Annotated in this window: 12 protein-coding genes; 11 read left to right on the top strand and 1 reads right to left on the bottom strand. The window is 37.0% G+C overall.

Going from position 1 to position 19,939, the window contains the following annotated elements; genetic code table 11:
* Positions 1-6: 6 nt before the first annotated feature.
* Both J5A74_09245 and J5A74_09240 read left to right on the top strand, forming a co-directional pair.
* Entirely contained in the window at positions 7-2,871 is a 2,865-nt protein-coding gene (locus J5A74_09245) for a hypothetical protein (protein ID QUI95551.1), read from the top strand.
* Positions 2,868-7,553 carry a DEAD/DEAH box helicase gene (locus J5A74_09240; protein ID QUI95550.1) on the top strand — a complete coding sequence of 1,562 codons (4,686 nt, stop codon included), beginning with the start codon at positions 2,868-2,870 and terminating at the stop codon, positions 7,551-7,553. Before J5A74_09245 ends, J5A74_09240 begins: the two co-directional genes overlap by 4 nt.
* A 711-nt stretch (positions 7,554-8,264) precedes the next feature.
* Here J5A74_09240 and J5A74_09235 read toward each other — a convergent pair.
* On the bottom strand, positions 8,265-9,440 hold the full coding sequence (locus tag J5A74_09235) for an IS110 family transposase (GenBank protein ID QUI95549.1): 1,176 nt from the start codon (positions 9,438-9,440) through the stop codon (positions 8,265-8,267).
* A gap of 310 nt (positions 9,441-9,750) precedes the next feature.
* Here J5A74_09235 and J5A74_09230 point away from each other — a divergent pair, with 310 nt between their 5' ends.
* From J5A74_09230 to J5A74_09190, 9 genes are all read left to right on the top strand, one after another.
* Positions 9,751-10,614, top strand: coding sequence for an MBL fold metallo-hydrolase (locus J5A74_09230; GenBank protein ID QUI96878.1), 864 nt, complete (start codon positions 9,751-9,753; stop codon positions 10,612-10,614).
* Between the two features lie 621 nt (positions 10,615-11,235).
* Positions 11,236-11,496: a transposase gene (locus J5A74_09225; GenBank protein ID QUI95548.1), complete on the top strand. Its 261-nt coding sequence runs from the start codon at positions 11,236-11,238 to the stop codon at positions 11,494-11,496.
* A gap of 64 nt (positions 11,497-11,560) precedes the next feature.
* Complete coding sequence (locus tag J5A74_09220; protein QUI95547.1) at positions 11,561-12,610, top strand: bifunctional glycosyltransferase family 2/GtrA family protein; 1,050 nt, start codon at positions 11,561-11,563, stop codon at positions 12,608-12,610.
* Positions 12,597-13,595: a phosphodiester glycosidase family protein gene (locus J5A74_09215; GenBank protein ID QUI95546.1), complete on the top strand. Its 999-nt coding sequence runs from the start codon at positions 12,597-12,599 to the stop codon at positions 13,593-13,595. The genes J5A74_09220 and J5A74_09215 overlap by 14 nt, the downstream gene beginning before the upstream one ends.
* Positions 13,579-14,001 carry a hypothetical protein gene (locus J5A74_09210; protein QUI95545.1) on the top strand — a complete coding sequence of 141 codons (423 nt, stop codon included), beginning with the start codon at positions 13,579-13,581 and terminating at the stop codon, positions 13,999-14,001. Before J5A74_09215 ends, J5A74_09210 begins: the two co-directional genes overlap by 17 nt.
* 249 nt (positions 14,002-14,250) lie before the next feature.
* Positions 14,251-15,150, top strand: a complete 900-nt coding sequence (locus J5A74_09205) for a 5'-nucleotidase (protein QUI95544.1) — start codon at positions 14,251-14,253, stop codon at positions 15,148-15,150.
* Between the two features lie 19 nt (positions 15,151-15,169).
* On the top strand, positions 15,170-16,861 hold the full coding sequence (locus J5A74_09200; protein ID QUI95543.1) for a TIGR02452 family protein: 1,692 nt from the start codon (positions 15,170-15,172) through the stop codon (positions 16,859-16,861).
* Between the two features lie 216 nt (positions 16,862-17,077).
* Positions 17,078-18,328, top strand: coding sequence for a transposase (locus tag J5A74_09195; GenBank protein QUI96877.1), 1,251 nt, complete (start codon positions 17,078-17,080; stop codon positions 18,326-18,328).
* A gap of 124 nt (positions 18,329-18,452) precedes the next feature.
* Positions 18,453-19,919 (top strand): D-alanyl-D-alanine carboxypeptidase, encoded by a 1,467-nt coding sequence (locus J5A74_09190; GenBank protein QUI95542.1) that lies wholly within the window; start codon positions 18,453-18,455, stop codon positions 19,917-19,919.
* Positions 19,920-19,939: the final 20 nt, after the last annotated feature.

Raw genomic sequence — 19,939 nt, 5'->3', positions numbered from 1 at the left:
GAATGGATGAGAACTAATGAATCTTTCATTCGTGATCATAAGCTTTCTAAAATCATCTGTGAAAAAATAGATCAGATACTTGAAGATGGTATTGTTACTCATGAGGAACAAGAATCACTTATAGAAATACTCAAAAAGAGATTAAACGATGCGCAGATAGAAAAGAAAATAGGGTACTTAAAAACCTGTGTCAAAGAAAGAAAAAATCTCGGTATTGATTTGATTGATTTATTGGATAATGCTGAAGCAATAGATATTATTCATAACCGTGCAGAGAGGGAACTGGGCATTACGTTAAATTCGTATTCTGGCACCTATGTCCATGATCCTGAAATTGTATTTGTGTCTCTTGTTTTAATTGGTATGCTCTACTATGATGGAGTCTTTTATGAATCCGTAAGAAAAACTTACAAGAACTTGTACCAGCGTTATTCAGAGCAAAAGGTAGAGGGGCTTATTCGAACGTTATTAAATAATTACAGAATAAAGGATGATGTAACAGGAACAAAGACTCGTATTATCAATGTGGTATTAGCGGGGACTATTGTACCAAGCTATTATCTGGGGGCATTCTTTGAGTTTATCTACGACATATATAAGTTAAATTTTGATAGCGATTTGCCTGATGATCTATATGGTGAGTTTCAGTTTGTTTATGATGGATTGCAGAATGTAATGCGTTCTGAAAGTGACGAACTTAAAGTTAATGTAACGAAGAAAACATATAAATTGATTAAATCAACAAAGCAGCTGATTACTAATCCTGTATATAACGATGCAGTTATTAAGCTTAGTATCATTGTTGTTAGACTGATTGATAAATATATTTGGGACAAGGATAACGTTCTTCACAATCCGTATTTGAAAAGAGGATATGAAGAATGGCTTTCAACAATTAATAGAGAGAAAGAGTATGGACACCGAAGCAAATCCGAACAATTAAGATCGTGTTGGGAACCAGAATATGTTTTGAATGGGAATACGGTTTATTTAGTTCCTCCGATTCATCGCGTGAAAGCTACATATGATTATCGAAATATCAGAATCATTGTTAAGAATGAGGAAAAGGTCATTTATGATAATTATGTAGAAGATATTCGTAAAATCATTGGTGGGTATCAGATTAAGAATCCTGCAATTGAACTTTCTAATCCACTTGGAAGAATTGTTTATCAGTTGGTAGCAGGAAATGAAGCGATTTATGAGAGCAAAACCAGATTGCATCGTAACTTCATAGTATTTGATGAGAGAGGGCAGGAACAGGCAAATAATAAAGACTATTCCGGAACAGCTGTTTTCTGTACGAAGAGTAAGGTTGATAAGTTGCATTTGTATTTTTCAGGAGAGGCATATTGTCTATCTTCATATAGTGCACACTTGGGAGATGCTGTTCTTGTCGATGATAAAATTTTCAATTTTTCTGAGATGATCCGTCCTGGTGTGTTTGGTGAAAAATATGATGGATATTTCGTTGCGCAGGCTGATTGCAAGTTTGAAGTATTTAAAGATGAGCTATTCCTTGTTTTTGAAAGTGAGTTTACGGACAGCAGTTTTGAAATCCAAATTAATCAGCGCTCGTATAAAATGGATGCTTTTGAACATTCTACAGTTGAAAGAAAAGGGATCAATAAGTATTCGCTAAAACTTGATTGTTTAGGTTCAGGAATTTATCAGCTAAGAGTGAATGCGTTATATTCTGGCAAAAGAATCAGTGTGCTACGTACTCAATTTGCTATAGATAAAAACCTTCATGTTGAGCAGGTTGAAAACAACAAGAATTCATATATTGTTTCTGTGGATTCTGATTTGATGTCACAACCAATTTTTGATGAGATATGTATTCAGGATTTTAAAGAAGACTGGATTAAGTTAAATTGGAATAATCAGGAATATATTTATTATGTTCCATTCCAATTCCCGTTATACAGGATTGATAATGGAGATTGGAGACCATTTTCACAAGAAATTTGGATCGGTGATATTACTCAGGAAAGTTCAATTGATCTGTATGGATGCAAATATGACAAAATATGCTTACTAACCAGTGCTGGTCAAATCATTGAAGAAGCACCTGGGCTTAAGAATGAAGGAGTATTTAGCAGATTCTCTGCAGGCTTCTTACTGTCATATAAGTCGAATTATGATTGTGTGGGAATAGTGTTGGTTGCAGAAGAACGCTTTCATGAGGGAATCTGGTGTTACAACAAATGTATTCTTGATGAGGCTAAAACAACGGTTATTTATAGTCATGAAGACAAAGCTCTTGTTGTCACGCCGTGCTTTTACGGACAAGGGAATATTAGGTTTAAGATAATTGATGATGAGGATAATGTCGTATATACAAGTTCTGCTTTGGAAAAAGAAGTTCAAGAGAATGTATATGACTTATCATCTTTTATAAACTATAAAGTGGTTTTCTTTGAAAAAGAGAGAGGACTTTCGCTCAAAAAAGAACGCATTTTAAAGGAATTTCCAATCGTCTTTTATGCGAGAGAAGATTTTGTAGGAAAATCCTTCAAAATTAAGGAAGTCTACTTTGATCAGCTTGTCAGAGGAGAATTTCTAAGAAAGCGACATTACTTTAATACAACATATGTTTATTTTAAAGAAATGATAAGTGGAAATGAATATATAGGTGAAGTATATGTAAGAACATACAATGGTGCGTTTATGTTGGATAACATAAATCCTGTTGATATTGAAATTTGCAGTGATGTTATAGATGGAATGATAGAATTGTCTATTACTAAGGATGGAGATGGGCTGTTGCTTGATTTCGATCATCATGGAATTATGAATTCGATGGACGATGGCAAAGCTGCTGATATTTTTTCTTACAATATCGATATGAAGGGAGTTGAATCAGTGTGAGCAAGAGAAGTCCTATTGAACGATCTAAATACATAAATAGTCAGTATAAAGAATATCTTAGGTCTTCTTTTGAATTTAAAACTCCAAAGTTACGAAAATTGTTTGAGCAACAATTGGAAGTTGAAGATTTATTTAAGGGGCCTTATGTCGATTTGAATTTGCCATTTAAAAGAGGAATGTCCTTGGATGAAATGATTGCAGATGGTGTAGTATGTAAATCATTTCGTAGATTGGGAGATATGAATTTTGAGAGGCATTTATATTCTCATCAGGAAGAGAGTATTAGGTGTATTTGCTCTGGTCGAAGTGCAATTATTACAACAGGTACTGGTTCAGGAAAGACAGAGAGTTTCTTGTATCCAATTCTAAATGAACTGATGTCTGATGTAGAAAAAGGTAATATGGAAGTTGGTGTTAGAGCAATATTCTTATATCCAATGAATGCTCTTGTAAACGATCAGATTGATCGAGTAAGAAAAATACTCACACAGTGTCCTGAAATTACATATGGATTCTTTACAGGGGAAACGAAAGAAAGCGTTCCTAAGAATTATCGTGAGAAATATGGTGTAGAGAATGATACTTTCATCCCTGAGAATGAATTGGTTTCGAGAGAAGAAATTAGAAAGAATCCACCATATTTGCTGTTCACGAATTATTCTATGTTGGAATATTTATTGATCAGGCCAAATGATTATTCGATCTTTGCTCCAGAGAGGTTAAATAACTGGAAGTTTGTTGTTCTTGATGAGGCACATTCGTATTATGGCTCATTGGGAATCGAATTATCTTTGTTGATGCGTAGATTGACAGGATTGGCTCCAAATAAACCACGCTTTATTCTAACAAGTGCTACGTTGGGTGAACAAGGCAAATCTGAAAGCGAGATCGTAAATTTTGCTAGAAGCCTTACATCTGCAAGTTTTGATATTCAAGATATCATCTTCTCTAAAAGAATTTTACTTTCTAGTTCGAAGCTGAGTTATACGATTGACGCAGGGGATTATTCTGAAATAAAGAAAGCGAAGAATGATATACAGACGGTTAGAACCATTGGAAATAGATACAAAAACATAGATTCAATGGACTTGAAGAGTTATCTATATGAATTGTTTGTAGGTGATAGAAACGTCTTCCATCTATATGAAGTATTAAAAGATGGAAGTAAGAGCTTTAAAAGTATTCTTGTTAGCTTTAATAATCAATTAACATCTGAACAGTTGATAGATTTGATTGATCTCATCAACATGGCAGAAAAAGACGGGATAGGTATTTTTGATCTGAAATACCATTCTTTTGTGCGCTCATTAGCTGGTGCATACATCACTCTTGGAAACAATCCACAATTAAGCCTTACTAAAACCAATATGCTTGGTGATTTAAAGGCTTTCGAAGCTGGAAACTGTAGATATTGTAATTCGCCATACATAATCGGAAAGATTCAGCGTAATGAAGGTGAGGGGCTTGACTATCTCTATCAGAACAAGGAAGTTGATATTTACGAAAACTATGGAAATAACGAATTTGTAAGCATTGATTACTTCTTGATGAGCAATGAATTAAATGAAGAGGAAGTTGACCACGATATCCTTGAAGAGTATAAGGTTTGTTCAAAGTGTGGTGCGATTCATGTTGCAGGAAATTTAAATGCACGCAGATGTAATTGCGGAGACAGCTTTCAACATTCTATATTTAAAGTTCTCCAATCAAAGAAGGATGGAGAAGAAACGGCGTTCAATAATATAAATCAGTGCCCTTGTTGCGGTCACAAAGCAAGAGCAGGTGTTGTTAAGAGCTTGAATGTAGGAAAAGATGAGGGAACTGCACTACTTGCTCAGATTTTGTATGAAGCAATTGATGATGGAACAGAGACTAAAAAGAAAACTGGTAAACTGTCTTTGAAGAGAAAAGAAAGCATTCAATCAGAACCAGAGACGTCGAATGTAAAGCAATTTTTGGCATTTTCTGATAGTCGTCAACAAGCTAGCTTTTCAGCAGTTTTCTTGGATTCTAACCAGATTAGAATGCTACAGAAAAGACTGGTCTGGAAAGTAATTGAAGATAATCAATATAGAAATATTTCTGTAGATCAGCTTACTGCAACTCTTTCAGGAATGATTAAAGAAGGTAACTTATTTCAAAATGATTTAAGTGCGCATAAAAATGCTTGGATTACAACACTTGTTGATCTATTAAAGGTTGATGGTTCGAATGACGGTGAAGGTTTAGGATTGTATTTCTTTGATGTTGATCTAACTGACATCATGTCTCAAGTTGACGAAGAGGACGTTGAAGCTGAATTTGGAGAATATAACATTACAAAGAAGGATCTGGAAACAATTATGCAGGTTGTATTTGGTATATTCAAAGTTGCACCTGCCATAAACTTGATCAAATCAACATTAACCCCAGATGAAAAGATGGAAGCTTTGGAATATAGAAGATTTGATAACTACGTAATGTTCAATTGCCCTAAGACAATAAATGGCGTTAGAAGTTTCTTACCTGTAAAGGGAAAGGATAATATGGTTGTTCGTTATGTTCAGAAAGTTTGTGACTGTGACGAAGAATCAGCAAAAGCATTATTGGAGGTTGTTTTTAACAACTTGGCTGTTGCGGGTAAATTGTTTAAGAAGCATGAAACTAAGGAATGCTATCAAATTGAAGCAAGTAAGTATGTAGTTAAGAATTATAAGACCTCAAAATACTATATTTGCTCTAAGTGTGGTCGTTTGACTCCATATAATGTCCATAATAAGTGTGTTCAGGATAAATGTGATGGCACATTGAGTGAAGTGGATCCGGATGAGGCACTTGCAACGAATTATTACAGAAGACAATATAAGACAAAGAAAATCGAAAGCATTGTAGTTAAGGAACATACTGCTCAGCTTGATCGAAAGAAGGCAAAGCAATATCAGCAAGACTTTAAAAATAAAAAAATCAATGTCTTAAGTTGTTCAACAACTTTTGAGATGGGTATTGATATTGGTAACCTTGAAACAGTATTTATGCGAAATGTACCACCATCACCTGCGAATTATGCTCAGCGTGCAGGACGTGCAGGAAGAAGAAAAGATAGCGCAGCATACATTTTGACATACTGTGGGACTGGATCTCATGATTATACATATTTCTGTAGTCCAGAAAAAATGATTTCTGGTGTCATTAAGCCACCATATTTTAATGTAGTAAATCATAAGATAATCGTTCGTCATTTGATGGCCACATGTTTAGGATTCTTCTTTAGACTACACCCAGATTATTTCAGCAGTATTGATGAATTAGTCTTTGGAAAAGCATTAGAGGAGTTTAAAAGCTATATTTCAAGTCATCCGAGTGATTTGAATATCTATATCAACGAGAAAATACTCCCTGGGAATGTATATCGAGATTATCACAACTTTAAATGGTTTGATGAAATCGAAGGCAATGATGAAAAGATGGAGCATTTTGTTTCAACAATTAAATCCATTGCAGAGGAGTATGAGAAGGCGAAAAAGGAAGCTGTAACAGAAGAAAACTATAAGGAAGCGGATTATTACCAAAGACAAATTGAGAATTTGCATAAGGAAAAGGTAATTGATTCACTTTCAAAGTACTGTGTCATTCCTAAATATGGGTTCCCGGTTGATGTTGTTGAATTGCAAATATATAAAGAAGGTATTCTGGATAATAGCTATGATTTGAGTCGCGATTTAAAAATAGCGATATCAGAATATGCTCCGGATTCAGAAATCATTGTTGATGGCAAGAAATATACTTCAAAGTATATATCCTTACCTAAAACAGGAGAATATCCACGAAATTATTTCTGCACTTGTTCTAATTGTAAAAAGGTAAATGTGTCTGTAAGTACAAGAACTGGAAATGAGTGCAAGTATTGTGGAGAACCTCTTGGTACAGTGGTACAAGAATTTTATATTGAACCAGTAAACGGATTTAAAACTGGTATCACGAAAGAAAGTACCCGTGCAAAGCCAAAGAGATCATATGCTGGTGAAGTATCATATCTTGGTGGTGGTATAAAGGATGAGAATGTTGTTTCTTTATCAAATGCTATTACCATTGAGACAAGCACCAATGACGAGCTCCTTGTCATGAACAAGTCATCATTCAATATGTGCCCAGTATGTGGATATAGCGACATAATAAAAGGAAAAGTAATTACACCTACATCATTAAAGAAACACAAGAATTACAGGCAATTTGATTGCTCTTGTGAAGAACTTACTCAAATTAAGCTTGGACATCGATTCCAAACAGATGTAGCTCGATTTACTATTCCTATGTTAGGATCCTTTACGAAGGAAGATTATGCGATTGCGTTGTCATTTATGTATGCATTTCTTGAAGGAATAAGTATTGGACTTGGGATTGAGAGAAATGACATAGAGGGTGTTCTTGAACTGAATCTAGAGCAGCATAGCTATGATATTTTGATCTATGACAATGTTCCAGGAGGAGCAGGTCATGTTAAGAGACTGGTTGAGAAGAACGCTGTAATAACATCTTTAAATGCAGCATATGCGAAAGTATCACAACAATGTTGCGATGAAAACACTTCTTGCTATAACTGCCTTAGAAACTATTACAACCAGGCAAATCACAGTAAATTAAAACGCAAGTATGCTCGTGATTTCATTGAAAGTCTATTGAGACAAATAGGTGTTAGACCTTAAAACAGTCTTTATAGGTATAAGGGTGAGCGTGCTTTGAAAGAAAAATGTATTATCCAGCTTCTTGTATCTGATGATGTTGCCTTGCGCAGAAATATATGTGCATAAAGATGACAGTACAAAGCAGATAGATGGATTTATCGGTCTGTATAGATAGCAATAGTTAACTTTTCCCCAGAATGCTTATGGCTTTTTTTAGTACATCAAGAACATCCTGAGCATCACGAAGCTCACGTTTAAGGCGAGCGATTTCTTTTGCATCATCAGACTGATAGTTCCCTGAGCCACGAACGGGAATGTCACCGTCATTATCACGAAATTGACTTTCCCATTTGGCAAGTGTACTAACACCGATACCAAGATTCTTGGCACATTTAACTTGAGTAACTTGTATAGAGCAGTTACAGGAACAAATGGTATAATATTAACCAATGATGTGGTTTTGATATGATTACAATGGATATAGAAAGATTTTTAAGATATAGTATTGTATCAAAATTAAGCAATGCAAGGATGAGTACCAATAAAAATGTAATTTGTAGGAAAGACTAACTATTAAAAGTCAAGCCCTAAAATGATATTTTTTAAATAAAGTACAGAAATGTATTTTAGATATATTCGGAATACAGTTAGAGCTCCTTGCACTTTGAAAACTGCATGACAAAAAGAGCATCATGATAGGTGCATGAAAAAGGAGTATTGAATTAGAGTTAATTAAGCTACTTTAATGTATTGCTGATTCGATTTTACAAGATGATAAATAACTCGAACCAGTTTTTTGACGGCATGAGATATTGCAACATTATAATGCTTGCCTTCAGCTCGTTTCTTGGTAAGGTACCTGGCAAATGTCGAATCCCAGTGGCAAACATACTTGGCAGCATTGTACAGAGCATATCGTAAGTATTTGGAACCTCGTTTTTCCATGTGGGAGTATGCTGAGTCAAGCTGCCCTGATTGATATGTTGATGGTGAAAATCCGGAATAAGCCAAGATTTTATCAGGAGAATCAAACCGACTGAAGTCGCCAATCTCGGCAATGATCATAGCGCCCATACGATAGTTGATACCTGGAATACTGAGAATTGGAGAATTAATTTCATCCATGATAATTTTGATTTCATTTTCGATTTCATCAATCTCAGAAGCAAGTTCCAGTATCAACTTGATGGTGTGTTTTAGTTCAAGAGATTTGGCTGGCATATTTGAGCCGATAGAAGCCCTTGCAGCTTCCCTGAAAGTTATGGCGGTATCTTTACCATATCGACCTTTAGATGCATCTGAAAGAAGATTTGTAAGTCTGGTAAGATGTGCACCAGCTACATATTTAGCCCCGGGAAATTCAGAAAGCAATGCATAAATGGATGTCATATGAAGTGTTGGTACAAGTTTTTCTAATTCAGGAAATAAGATACAGACCAGTCTTGAAACGGAAGTTTTTAGTTTGGCACGTTCTTTTACCTTATCAAAACGATAACGAGTTAATGACTTTAATTCTTCGTTGTGGTAAGATGTATCTGAGTAGGACTTCAAGTTCACATCAGACATGAGCATGTAAGCAATCGTGCGGGCATCTACTTTATCCGTTTTCGTGAGTCTAAGGCTTAGACTTTTTCTGTACAGATTTGTATGTAACGGATTGATGACATAGGTGGTCAGACCTTTATCAATGAGATAACCTAAAAGATTGTAATTATAGTGTCCGGTAGCTTCCAGTCCTACTTTTACTTTTGTTATATCTTCCATAACAGATTCTATTCTTTGGTAAAGGTCATTGAAACCATCTTGACTGTTAGAAATGGTAAAAGCTTTAAATAATACTTCTCCATTAGAGTTTGTGATAAAGCAATCATGCTTATCCTTAGCGACATCAATTCCTACATAAATCATAATAATCTCCTTTAAAATGTATTTGATACTGTTTTAGAACCACAGGGACTCCTTGCGATTGTAGCCTCGTTCTAAATAAACCGTCATGCGGTATCTAACTGATTAACAAATGAGCAAAGAGACTGTGGTTGGGGCCTTTCTAAAACCATCAAGTGGTAGGAGTAAATAACCAATCCACAGTATCTTATATATCATAGTCGAACCTACGGAAGAGGTAAAGAAAAGACTATGACTTAATAGTTATAAAGACCTTGGAGAGGGTCTCTAAAAACTACTACTATATAATACGAGGAGTATGTGGCAAGGATTTATGTCAAAAAAAGAATCTAAAAAACAAGAAAAAGTCATGTCGTTTCTGTTTCGGGGAAAAGAAATATTTAAGCCATTAAATACAGGGCATATTGATGAGAGAGTAAGTTGTGTTAGAGAGTATGTTGCTAATATTTATTTTTACAAAAAAGATGGTCATACGGTTATGATAGACGGGGGTTATAATTATGCTAGATTAGCGGAAAAAATGAAGTGGCTTAATGTCAATCCGAAAGATATTCAGGAAATTTTAATTACACACCAAGACACAGACCATGTCGGAGCTATTGAAAAAGGCGGTGATGGATTGTTTAGCGAATCCACTGTATATATTGGAAAAATCGAAAATGAATATTTAGAAGGTCATAAAAAGCGTAAAGTATTTGGTGGATTAGTTAAACTTCCGCAAGTTTGCATAGAAAATAAAAAAGTATTAGTTGATGATGGACAGGTTTTTTATATTGGGAATATTAAGATAGAAGCATTTCTTGTGCCAGGTCATACTTGGGGACATCTTGTCTATCTGATTGATGATACTTATTTGTTTACAGGTGACACGATTTGGCTTGGAGCAGATGGTGGATACGCATTTTTGAACATTCTTGCAGAAGATAAAAAATTACAAGTTAAATCTCTTAAGAAGTTAGAGGGAACACTTAGAAAGAGAAATTTGAAGTTAAAAATTATCACAGGTCACACAGGTTGGACTGATGATATAGATTTTGCTTTTTCTCATACAGATGAGATCTGCAATGCGTTAAAAAGGAAGCCCAAAGTTCATAACCCAAAAGCACCATATGATGGATATGATGAAAAAGGAGATACAGAAGAGAATGCAAGGAATGTTTTACTAGATAAGTGTTAAACAGATATGCTTATGTAAAACAAACTACTAATTTGAAAATTTTATATATCTTAATACAGAAACAGTAAATCGAAAAAAGGTTTACTGTTTTTCGTTGTCTAAAAGTGGAAAGGAGCATAGCTGACACCCTGGTTATGGGCAGGCAGGACGAAGGAAGTTAGGACCTCTGGAGACAGAGATGATCCTGGTGGATATAGGAGGTTAGCTGCCATAGAGGGATGGGTATACGCAAGGCCAGTAAAGCGAAAATCAATGATGTTTTATTTCGTGTACCCTTTTACCGCTATTTCAGTACCAGATACACCGAAATGTTCATAACTCTGGCTTATTTACTGAGACAGACAAGGTTAAAAAACTTTGAATTTTCAACAAAAAACACTTGATTATATGAGGAGGTGATGAGTCAAGTAAGGTTTATAATCTTATGCTTTCTGATAAGATTGAAGGTTAGCAAGGTTCTAAAAAACATGAAGGAAAGTCGAATAACGATATCCAGCAACTTCGTAAAGTGAACAAAATCTATAGACATATAGCCAATCAGCGTTTGAATCATCAGCATAAGATATCTACTTAGCCAATCAGTATGATGTTGTCTGCGTAGAATCGACGAACATGAAGGCTATGTCTAATAAAGGCTTTGGTAACGGCAAAGCTACTCTCGATAACGGATACGGTATGTTCCTATTAATGCTTGAGTATAAACTATCTGATAGAAATAAATATCTTGTAAAAGTAGGTCAGTGGTTTCCGTCATCACAAGTATGTCATTATTGCGGTATGTTACATCCTGAAATGAAGAATTTAGCTATCCGTAAAATGATAGGTAATTGTGGACTTACAATAAGTCGGAGTAGTTCACAACACAGATTATTCAAAATTTAATCATTATTTTCACATAATTTTTGGGTATCCTAGGACTAATCAAAAAGAAAAGGAGGAACCCAAGATGAGAGAAGAAAAGAGAATTGCTCTAATACCTGCTTATGAACCAGAAAAAGAGATGGTAAAGATTGCCAAGGAGTTGAAAGAAGAGGGCTTTTGTGTAGTGATTGTCAATGATGGCTCTAGTCAAGAATGTGATTCGCTCTTTGTTCAGGCCAGTGAATATGCTGCAATTTATACCCACACTCATAATCGTGGAAAAGGTGCAGCGATCAAGACAGGGCTAGAATATATTAAAAATAATTTTTCTATTCCCTATGTCATTGTTACTGTGGATGCAGATGGACAGCATAAAGTGGATGATGTTTTGCGGGTTGTGAAAGTGGCTGAGGAAAATCCAAATAGTCTAATCTTGGGCAGCAGAAGGTTTCAAGGAAATGTGCCATGGAGAAGTCGATTGGGCAACAGTATCACTCGGATGGTATATAAGGTCAGTAGCGGACTAGATGTCTTTGACACACAGACAGGACTTCGGGCATTTTCTGACAGAATGGTGGAAGAAATGCTTTCCGTTCGAGGTGAACGATATGAATATGAGATGAATGTACTCTTGGAATTAGCGAGAAAGGAAGATATCAAAGAGGTGGAGATTGCAACGGTGTATCTCAATGACAATCGATCATCTCATTTTTCTACAATCAAGGACTCTTATCGAATCTATAAAGAGATTATTCGCTTTGCTTCGTCGTCACTCACTAGTTTTTTGGTAGATTATGGATTGTATTGTCTGTTATTTATGATTTCGGGGGCAATGGTAGTTTCAAGTATTTTGGCTAGAATGGTCAGTGCAAGCCTAAATTACAGCCTCAATCGGAAGTTTGTATTTAAAAGCCAAGAGGCAGCCATCGAATCTTTGCCCAAATATATCACACTTGCTCTATGCATTTTGTTGGGAAATGTGATATTGCTCAGAGGAATTGTTTCTTTTGGCATCAACGCCTATTTGGCAAAGATTATCACAGAGATTATGATGTTTGTCATCAGCTGGAGTGTACAGAGACAATTCGTTTTTAAAAAAGGAACTCGGGAGGGAGATTTATATGAAAAAGCATAAGTGGAATATTCTATTTTTGACATCAATATTGGCATTTACAGTGTATATTTCGATGGATACTTTTGTTATTTCAAGAGCATATCAGGTAAATACAACAAGCGTGAATACCTCTGCATTTGCCAATACGACAACAAAGGCAGCGACATCGGCTACAAAGACAACAAAGTCATCCAGTGCAAAAAACAGCACATCAAGTGCCAATAAAAGTAAAAGTGAGACGACAGTAGCGAGCAACCAGACGAAGACGAGCACAGATGGTGGAAAGGAGATCAAAAGCTACAGCCAAGATGGAAAGAACATCAGCTTAAAGGAATACACCTATGAAAACACGAAGGTCTATGTCGCTGACATTACGCTTGATTCTGCACAATCACTAAAGACGGCCTTTGCCAGTGATACCTATGGAAAAAATGTCACAGAGACAACTTCACAGATTGCCAGTGAAAAAAATGCCATTTTATCTATTAATGGGGATTACTATGGGGCAAGAGAGGATGGCTATGTGATTCGAAATGGTGTAGTCTACCGAGATGAGGCAGGAAGTGAAGATGTACTTTGTATCTATGCCGATGGCAGTATGAAGGTGGTTGATCCGTCAACCGTGACCGCACAGGAATTAGTTAATCAAGGGGTTTGGCAGGCATTTTCATTTGGCCCAGGACTTGTGAGTGAGGGAAAGGTGAGTGTGTCAACCGATGCAGAGGTTGGAAGAGCCATGGCGAGCAATCCAAGAACAGCTATTGGGCTGATCGATAACAATCACTATCTTTTTGTGGTCTCCGATGGAAGAACACAGGAGAGCGAAGGACTTTCGCTGTATCAGCTGGCGCAATTTATGAAGAGCTTGGGGGCAAAGACAGCCTACAACTTAGATGGCGGTGGCTCATCCACGATGGTATTTCAGGGAAGTTTAATCAATAAGCCAACAACATCGGGAAGAGATATTCGAGAGAGGAAGGTGAGCGATATTGTCTACATTGGATAAGATTTATCGAGATAATATTTTTGGGCATATGATTTTTGCAATTTTTATTGCTATTTTTGGTGCAATCTATGAAAAGTTTAGCCATGAAGTGTATTCCTATTATATGATCTATGCCTTTATGATTCCACTTTGTCTGGGAAGCTTTGCCTATCTTTTGGCGAGCAAGAGGGCAAAAAAAGAGCCAAGGAATATTACCGTAAGTGCATGGAATGCGGTCGTGGTGACTTTGACCATTGGAAGTATTTTTCAGGGAATTTTAGAAATTTATGGAACAACCAATCGTTTAGTTTGGTTCTATCCTGTAGCAGCCATTCTCTTTTTACTCATTGCTATAGGTTCAAAATTTCTAAACAATAGAAAAATAGTAGAAGAAATGGAAAGTATTCAGAAAATTCAGAAAGCGTAGAGAATATAGAATTAGATGCTGGTTTTTGTTTTGAAGACCAGCATTTTTGCGTAATGATACATATTGAATGAGTTGTCTAAATATATAACAAAAATCTTACAATTGGTATGAGAATTTTTCTAGCTCTTTTCTAGCTATAGAAATTATGATATACTCTTTTCAGTGAATAAAATTAATAAAGGTATTGTTAATTATCTGAAAAGATTATACAATAGTGGAGTAATATTGTAGGATACATTGAGGTGAGCAATGGCATTTCAATTAGATGGAAAGCTGGTTGTGGGGATCTCTTCGAGGGCATTGTTTGATTTAGAGAGGGAAAATGCAATTTTTGAAACCGAGGGAATAGAGATCTATGCAAAGTATCAAAGGGAGCACGAAAATGATGTACTAAAGCCGGGAACGGCTTTTTCTTTGGTACGGGCATTGCACCAGCTGAATGCAGGCGGAAAAAAGTTGACAGAGATTATTATTATGTCAAGGAATACAGCAGACACCAGTCTGCGTATTTTCAATTCTATTGAACACTATGGTTTAGATATTACCCGAGCCGCATTGGTTGGCGGTGCACCGATTGTAAAGTATTTAAATGCATTTCATACCGATCTCTTTTTATCAGCAAATGGGTCAGATGTGCAAGAAGCTGTCGATGCAGGGGTGGCAGCAGGTCTAATTTATTCTTATCCAGAAGTCAAGATCAATCCAAAAGCAGAAATTCCACAAATTCGAATTGCCTTCGATGGCGACGCCGTACTTTTTTCAGATGAAGCAGAAAAAATCTATCAGGAGAAGGGCTTAGAAGCATTTACTTTGTATGAACAAGAGAATGCAAAAAAGCCATTGCCTGAGGGACCCTTTGCCAAGTTAATAAAGACCATTTCCTATGTGCAGCAGCAATTTCCACCAGATGCAGTTCCGATACGAACAGCACTTGTGACAGCAAGAAATGCACCTGCACATGAGAGAGTGATCCGGACATTGCGGGCGTGGAATGTTCGCATCGATGAGGCCTTTTTTCTTGGCGGAATAAAAAAGAGTGAGGTTTTGTCTGCATTTGGTGCACATATTTTCTTTGATGATCAGAGTGCTCATTTGCGTGCAGCTTCAAAGGTAGTGCCAGCAGCTAAAGTTCCATATAAGAAAAAATAAAGCAAAAGAGTGTGGGAATATGAGTAGAGAATCCAGAAAAAAAATAGCGACAGAAAATATGGATGTTCTGAGGCTAGGTTTTTATACACTGAATGACAAAAAAATAGAGCTTACCATTCCAAAGAGCAGGCGGCAGGCCGTGGAAGTTTACACACCAGATCTACTTGCCAATTTGCATGTTGGCAATCAAATGATGTATGATTCGACCAATGTCATTGTCAATGACCTAAATAGTTTTGATGCAGCTTGGCAAATGAGGGAGAGCGGCAGGAAGATTTTAGTCCTTAGTTTTGCCAATGCATATAATCCAGGTGGTGGATATCTGCGTGGAGCTAATGCACAAGAAGAGGTACTTTGCCGTCAGAGCAGTTTGTATCAGTCCATTAGTGGCAGCCAAGCCTTAGAAATGTATGAGGCCAATAAGGAGAATGTGGCAAGCAACACAGACCTTGACTATTTATTGCTCTCTAAGGATGTCGAAGTCTTTCGAAGGGCAGATGGAAGTTTTTTGCCTGAACCCTATCAAGTTTCTGTTATGTCCTTGCCGGCACCAAATACTCGTGTAAAGGCAGGAAAATTAAACTCTGAAGAGTTGGGCGAAGAGAGAAGACATAAATTTCGTTTGGGCATTCAGGTGGCCGCAAAGGAGCACTATGACACCTTAATTCTTGGTGCGTGGGGATGTGGAGCATTTGGCAATCCTCCAAAGGATGTGGCCAATGATATGTATCAAGTTCTTGTCGAAGAAAAGTGGATGTACCACTTTAAAAATATTGTATTTGCAGTGTATGACACAAAGGATGAGCGTCCAAATTACAATGCCTTTTTGGAGAGATTTGGCGATCATGAGGTGATGCTCAATCCAGATATGAGCGACGATATGTATGATGACGATGTAGACGACGATGATAACTACACAGACATCGACGAGGATGGTGTCAAGGAATATATTCCAGAGAGAATGAAGGAAGAGCCAGTTGTGCAATTTGTTTCCTTTGACGATCAAAAGGAAGAAGCTGTGCCAGTCGAAAAGAAGACAGAGAAAAAAGAAAAGAAAGATCGTGAGATTAGACAAGTTACTCTGTTGAGTGACGAGGAGGAAAAGACGATGATTACAAGACATGCGCTACCAGCGCTTTTGATGAATAGAAAGAGTGCCAAGAATGAGGACTTGGGCTATATTCAAGGAATAACAGCAGATGGAAGAATTTTCCTTGCAGAGCTCTATGATGAGGTTTCATCGGATGGCATCAGCTTGACCATTGTGATGGATGCGGAAGGATTTTCCATTGATGGGGATAGAGAAAAAGTCAATGATCGCTTTAAGAGCGATATTGATGGTGCACTCTGGAAAAAGGGCGTGATTGTCACGAATTTAATTGTTACTGGTGGCGGATATGGCGAAAAGTACGAGCAATATACCAATGAGGTCATTCGCTATCTTGTTGACAATCAGATGGTGACCTTCCTCGGCGAGAAAAATGTATCGATGTATGTGACACAGGATGCCAATGGTGTCAAGTTAATTGCAGTTAATATTTCGCTAAAATGTGGAAGAAAGCTCAATGCCAAGACAAATTGGGAGTTTATTCCATTTGATGATGAAAGAAAGTCACTGAGTGTAAAGTACATGGTAGACAAGCCAGAGGATGGTTCAGAGCCAGATGGCTACGATGCCGGTGTATTTACAAAGCACGCAAAGAGAAGATAGAGAATATAAAAAATCACATAAAAAGGGGGGCGTTGTATCTATGCAACCCCTCCTTTTATAATATAACAGCCAGAAAACCCATGGTCTTTAGACCGTGGGATGAATGGCGTTAGGTTTACAACATATATATTTTACTTAAATACTATCATTTAAAATATATGCTATAATACATATATAGGAAATCCTATTTCCGAGTCTATGAAAGGAGAAAATCGTATGTATCTTACTGTAAAACAACAAGTGAAACATCTGTCCAAGGAAGATTACATCACAATCAGGGAACTTTGTCATACGGCTAAGAATCTTGCTAATGAGGCAATCTATAATGTGCGTCAGCATTATTTTACAGAAGGTGAATTTCTCAAGTATGAGAAGAATTACACTCTTTTAAAGAATAGTCCTAATTATAAGGCCTTAAATTCCAATATGGCACAGCAGATACTGAAAGAGGTTGATGGCTCGTTTCAGTCATTTTTTGGTCTGCTTAAACTTGTCAAGCAGGGAAAATATGCTTTTATGGATTGTAAACTGCCACATTATCTTCCAAAAGATGGATACACAACACTGATCATTGGTTTTGTAAGACTGAAGGGTAATCAGCTGATACTTCCGTTTTCCAATAGTTTTAAGAAAACGCATAAGTCTGTTGAAATTACGATACCACCCATACTTCTTGATAAGACGATAAAAGAGATACGCATTATACCTAAGGCGAATGCAAGGTTCTTTGAAATTCAGTATATATATGAAGCTGAATGTATTCAAAGAAATCTAAACACAAACAACGCACTTGCACTTGACCTAGGTATCAACAATCTCGTAACAGCCGTATCAAATAGTGGTCAATCGTTCATTATTGACGGGAAAAGACTGAAATCGATTAATCAGTGGTTCAATAAAGAAAATGCCCGTTTGCAATCGATAAAAGATAAACAGCATTTTAGTAGAAAGCCTACAAATAGACAAAAAGCAGTTGCTCGTAATCGCAACAATAAGGTGAACGACTATATGAATAAAACTGTTCGTAGGGTGATAGATTATTGTATCATCAATAATATAGGTACGCTTGTTGTTGGTTACAATGAGACTTTTCAACATAACAGTCATATTGGAAAGCAAAACAATCAAAATTTTGTAAATATCCCTTATGGACAGTTGCGTAACAAATTGGAATATCTTTGCAAACGAAATGACATTGTTTTTGTAAAACAGGAAGAATCCTATACATCGAAATCATCTTTTTGGGATAGAGACGATCTCCCTGTTTACAATGCCGATAATCCAAAAGAGTATCCGTTTAGTGGCAGAAGATTACATCGTGGTCTATACAAAACGGCAAGTGGTAAAACAATCAATGCAGATGTTAACGGAGCATTAAATATCATGCGTAAAAGTAGTGTTGTGGATATGAATATCCTATACAGTAGAGGCGAAGTGGACACGCCGATAAGAATAAGGATTGCCTAATTACTTAGGTGGAAACTTAAATATCAAACTTCTTAAATAGAGCTGTTAGGCTCTTAGAAGCCCATTACCTTTAGGTGATGGGTAGTTCACGTTATACTGTACAAAGATTCCATAGATTGATTGAATGGAGAAAGGTGAAGAAATGTTGAATATAAATAGAAATACAGGAAGAAGAAAAATAAAGAAGATAACTGCAGTGATTTTAATGGCCACTGCACTTTCTACGCTGGCTGTTCCAATGCCAGGATTTGGCGTGAGAAATGTCATCACTGCTTATGCAGCACAGACTCCAGAGGTTGCAGCACAGGGTGCAATTCTTGTCAATGAGACAACAGGAGAGGTACTCTATGAAAAGAATGCCGATACCCGTTTTTATCCAGCATCAATTACAAAGATTATGACGGCACTTTTGGTGGCAGAGAGAGGAAATCTCGATGACACGGTGACCTATTCTGCTGCAGCAACCACAAATTTGGAATCGGGTGCCGTGACACTGGGTGTAACTGCAGGAGATAAAATTAGTGTGCGAGACAGCCTATATGGGCTTTTGCTCTATTCAGCCAATGAAATTGCCAATGGACTGGCAGAGTATGTCTCAGGATCTGTGCCAGCTTTTGCGGATTTGATGAATCAAAAGGCAGCAGAGCTTGGCTGTACCAATACACATTTTGTCAATCCAAATGGTCTAAACAATGCCAATCACTATACAACACCGAGGGATATGGCAAAGATTGCCAATGCAGCCTATAACAATGAGATTATTAGAAGCATTGATACCACAGTGCAATATACCTTCCCAGCGACAAAGAAACGACCAAGTGCAAAGATCATTACCATGGGCCACAAGATGATTAATCCGGCAGATCCAAGATACTACCCAGGAATTATTGGAGGAAAGACAGGCTATACTTCAAAGGCGGGAAACACCTTAGTTACTGCTGTTGAAAAAGATGGTGTGAGGATGATTGCTGTGGTGATGAAAGCCAGCCAAACACAATATCAGGATACCAAGGCTCTTCTTGACTATGGATTTGCTACGGTGGAGGAAAATAGACAGACTCCAGCACCAGCACCACAGGAGAATGTAAGTGCCAATACAAGCAACAATACAAGTACAACAGGAAATAGTGCAAAGGCTGGGGTTGTAGGTCCAGGAGCAAATATGACAAAGAAGGGACAGCAAAAAAATGCAGGACCTGGAGAAAATCTACCTAGTGAATCACGCAAGCCAGAACAGCCAGAAAATCAACAAGGAAGCCCACAAACTGTTGCTGAAAGCGAAAGTGCAGGTTGGCATCAGAGTGGACAAAATTGGTATTATATCAAGCAAAGTGGTCAAAGAGCAGTGGGAGAGATGCTCAACATCAAAGGGGCAAATTACTATTTTGATGGCAATGGAATAATGGCAACAGGTTGGCTTCAGGATCCAAATGGAGATTGGTACTATTTGCGTGATTCAGGAGATATGATTATTTCCGGTTGGCTCTCCTATAAAAATCAATGGTACTACCTCGGACAAGATGGAAAGATGTTAAAAGATACAGTGACACCCGATGGCTATAGAGTAAATCACGAGGGAGTGTGGTCGTAATTGGGAGTACAGAAGATAAT

The sequence above is a fragment of the Lachnospiraceae bacterium oral taxon 096 genome (genome assembly GCA_018141845.1).
In the GTDB taxonomy this organism is placed as follows: domain Bacteria; phylum Bacillota; class Clostridia; order Lachnospirales; family Lachnospiraceae; genus F0428.
Note: the sequence above shows the minus strand (reverse complement) of the source record. Positions and strands in the feature narration are given on the sequence as shown.